Source organism: Nocardia vinacea NBRC 16497 (genome assembly GCF_000308835.1).
In the GTDB taxonomy this organism is placed as follows: Bacteria; Actinomycetota; Actinomycetes; order Mycobacteriales; family Mycobacteriaceae; genus Nocardia; species Nocardia vinacea.
In genome coordinates, this window is record NZ_BAGN01000043.1 from 1 (window position 1) to 3,773 (window position 3,773).

The window sequence follows — 3,773 nt, forward strand, 5'->3', positions numbered from 1 at the left end:
CCGATGGCGGTGCGCGGTGTGCTGCGCATTGTCGACGGCATCGTGGGCAGGTTCCGCAAGCCGAAGTGAACGATCGCGTAGCGAACCGCGGTCGGTGTGCGCTGTAACTGGCGCGGCACTTGCCGTTCATGTTCGAGCTACTGGTGAGTCGCCAAGCGCTGTCATCGTCGAATCAGAGGATCCGATGGTGATGGGTGCGGGTAACCGCTGGAGCTCGAGGAGTACGCGATGTCGGACAAGCTGAGGCACGACGCGGATCTGTTCGAGAAGGCCGCGGAGCGGACCAGCGCCGTTCGGGATCGGGTCAACGGCGTGCTGAGCACGTTGGATGCTGCGCTCGCCGGACGCGGTGCGCCGTGGGGGAACGACAAGCTGGGGCGCCAGTTCGCCGAGGGCCCCGACGGATACAAGGTCGCGCGCGAGCAGATGACCGGGAATATCACGACCACGGCGACGAATTTCGACAACTTCTACACCGGTCAGACCAAGACCGCCAAGGAACTGCGGCGGATGGACCAGTCCAACGGCGACGGCTTCCGGTGAGTTGGTCGCCCATGACGAACGAATTCGCCAAGGCCGAGATGGCGGCGGTGCTCGATGAAGTCCAGCAACAGTTTCGGGCGATCGCGCAGGTGCAGCAGCAGCGTGCCGAACTGACCGCGAGCGCTACCGTGCGCAAGCGGATCACGGTCACCGTGAATGCCGATGGCACCATTATCGAAACCAAATTCGGTTCCGGCATCGAGGAATTGAGCTACGGCGAGATCGCGAAGGCGGTGACCGAGGCGGCGCAGAAGGCGACCGCCGAGGTGACGCGCAAGGCACAGGAGCTGATGACGCCCCTGCACGACCGTCGTGCGCGACTGCCCAAACTGTCGGATCTGATCGAGGGCATGCCCGACCTGAGCGCCGAAATGCCGAAGGCGCCGAAGGTTTCGCTTGCACCGCCGAATTCCGAAGAGCGCCAACCGGTTTTCGACGATGACGCCGCGCCGATGGAATTCAGCAATGTCGAGGTCGTCTCGCGTCAATCGGCCACGGACCGCGGAGTCACCGATTCCAGCTGGTAACCGAGGGTGAGCGCAGATGGCTGAGCTACCGGGTTATCTCAAATGGCTGGAATGGGTCGCCGGATCCGACTGGCCCGCAGGCGATCCCGATGGCATGTGGGGGCTGGCCGACGACTGGCGCGCAGCGGCCGCCGGACTGCGCGACATTCTGCCCGATATCCGCGATGCGAAAACGGCGTCACTGAAGGCATATCAGGACGGCGACGGCATCGAGGCGATCATCGCCAACTTCGACAGTTATCTCGAAGGTCCGCAATCGCTCGAGATGCTGGCCCGCGATTTCGAGAAGCTGGCCGATTCGGCGACCAGCGTCGGCACCGAAATCGAATACGGCCAGCTCATGCTGATCACCTCCCTCGCGCTGCTTGCGGCCGAGATCGCGATCGCATGGATCTTTCCGCCGACCGCGCCCGCGGAGGAGGCGCTGGCGATTGCTGGAACGCGGGTGGCCATCCGGATAATCGCCAAGCGGATCATGGACAGGATCGTCGAGATCGTGGCCAAATTCCTCGGGCGTCGACTGGCGAATTTTCTGGTCCGTCACATTGCCATCGACACCGCCCTCGGCACCGTCCAGGACTGGGGAATTCAGCAGTACCAGGTGAATTCGGGGCATCGCAAGGAGGTCAACTGGGAGCAGGTCGGCATCACCGCGATCAGTTCTGCAATTGGCGCTGGTGTCGCGAGCCCAATCGGCGAGCGTCTCGGCCATAAGCTCGCCGAGACCGAGATGAAGGCCTGGCTGCGTGGACTGCTCACCGGCGCGACGGCGGGCACAATGGGTGCCATCGCCGGATTCGGCGGAAGCGTCGGCGCACAGTTCGCGTTCACCTGGGCGAAGTCCGGACCGGAAGGCGGCTGGGACAAGGCCGTCGAAGGTCTGAAGAAGACCGAATTCGACCTGCGCATGCTGACGGCGGGCGCCTCGAACGGCGCGATGTCCGGTGCGAATCGTGCGGCGGCCGAGAAGTTCTATCAGAATCGGCATCCGGATTGGTACCGGCCGAACGGGTCGCCGGTAAATCCGGATGACCTGTCCCGCATCGGATTTCGCCCCGATGCCGGTCCGGTTGGTGCCGACGGCGGCGTGCGTGCGGGTACCGGTTCGGGAGCCGGGCAGACCGGCGAGGGTGCGCCGAATGCGGGCCATACGGGGGAGCCTGTCGCCGGTCGTGGCACTGGGGACGGTACGGCGGATGGTTCGACAGCGCATGCGGTGGACGACGGTTCGGCGGTTGGAGCTGACGGTTCGTCGAATAGCCATGGTGCGGGCGATGATTCGGCGCAGGTGCATGGTGCTGATGACAGCATGTCGAAGGCGGGGGCCGCCGACGATGGTTCTACTGCGCGTGCTGGAGATGACGGTGCGACTGCGCGTGCTGGTGACGATGGTGCGACCGCCCATGCTGGTGATGACGGTGCGACTGCGCGTGCTGGTGATGATGGTGCGACTGCGCGTGCGGGCGATGACGGCGCGACCGCCCATGCTGGTGACGACGGTGCGACTGCGCGTGCTGGTGATGACGGCGGGACCGCCCATGCGGGCGATGATGGTGCGACTGCGCGTGCGGGCGATGATGGTGCGACTGCGCGGGCCGGTGACGATGGTGCGACAGCGCGTGCGGGGGATGACAGTTCCTCGACTGCGCGGGCCGACGCGGATGGTTCCACAGACACGCAGCGCATCGGCGATGGGACGGCGGATGGTGGAGTCGACCAGTCGAGCACGCGGAATTCGGAGGCGGGAGCCGGATCGGACGGTGTCGTCCGGTCCGCAGGAGAAGCCGCGAATCACTCGGATCCGTCTGCGGTACAGGCGAATTCAAATGCCGAGTCCAACGGTGCCGGCGACCGTACGGGGTCGGCCGACCACGCCGGAGCATCGGCGCGCGAGGGGCAGAGCCGCCTCGATGCCGCTACCCGGGCCGACCTGACCCCTGCAGGCGCGGAACACACTTCGAACACGACCGCCGGTGGTTCGCGCGTCTCCGGCGACAACGCGGCCGCGCAAGCAGGCGTCGCCGCGGCGTCGCCCCCACTCCAAACCGGCACTGCTCCTACACATCCCGGAACCGCACCAACCCACGCCGCATCCGACGCACGCACCGGCGCAACACCATCCACACCGCGCACAACCTCAACCGCCGACATGCGCCCCGGCGCAACCTCCAACACCGAAACCTCACGCGGCGAACAGACCCGCCCGCAACCGACCGCCGAACCTGGCACCACAGATCCACGTTCCACAACCCCATCTACCACCGATACCCGCACCACCGACGGCCGCCCCGCCCCGGACCGATTCCGTACCGGCACCGGCGACACGTACTCCGAATCCGAATCCCGCCGCACCACATCCGAAAACCGCGCGGGTGCAGCCCAATCCACACCTCAGCACCTCACCGCCGAACCCATAGCAGGCCCACAGGCAGCACCCGCCCCCATCCATGCCGAGATCCACGCCGACGGCAATGCCACCGTCCGCCCCAACAGCGACACCGCTGCACCCCCGGACAGTGCCGGTGCCGTGCAACCCAATGGGGATACCGCCGGGCGCTCCGATAGTGACGGTGCCGTACCTCCTGTCAGTGACCCTGCCGCACACCTCGGACACGTGCGGTGCCTTGCGGCCCAATGGGGATACCGCCGGGCGCTCCGATAGTGCGGGTGCCGTGCCCCCTGTCAGCGAAAGTGCCACGCACC

3 protein-coding genes are annotated in these 3,773 nt (G+C 66.2%); all 3 read left to right on the forward strand.

The window, feature by feature from the left end:
• Nucleotides 1-228 precede the first annotated feature (228 nt).
• From ON44_RS05025 to ON44_RS05035, 3 genes are read left to right on the forward strand one after another with little or no spacing between them, the layout of a single operon-like run.
• Nucleotides 229-543 (forward strand): hypothetical protein, encoded by a 315-nt coding sequence (locus ON44_RS05025; protein WP_040686624.1) that lies wholly within the window; start codon nt 229-231, stop codon nt 541-543.
• Nucleotides 544-554: 11 nt separating this feature from the next.
• A complete protein-coding gene (locus tag ON44_RS05030) occupies nt 555-1,070 on the forward strand; it encodes a YbaB/EbfC family nucleoid-associated protein (RefSeq protein ID WP_040686625.1) in 516 nt (171 codons plus the stop codon).
• A 16-nt stretch (nt 1,071-1,086) separates the two neighbouring features.
• Nucleotides 1,087-3,732 (forward strand): WXG100-like domain-containing protein, encoded by a 2,646-nt coding sequence (locus ON44_RS05035; protein ID WP_040686626.1) that lies wholly within the window; start codon nt 1,087-1,089, stop codon nt 3,730-3,732.
• Nucleotides 3,733-3,773: the final 41 nt, after the last annotated feature.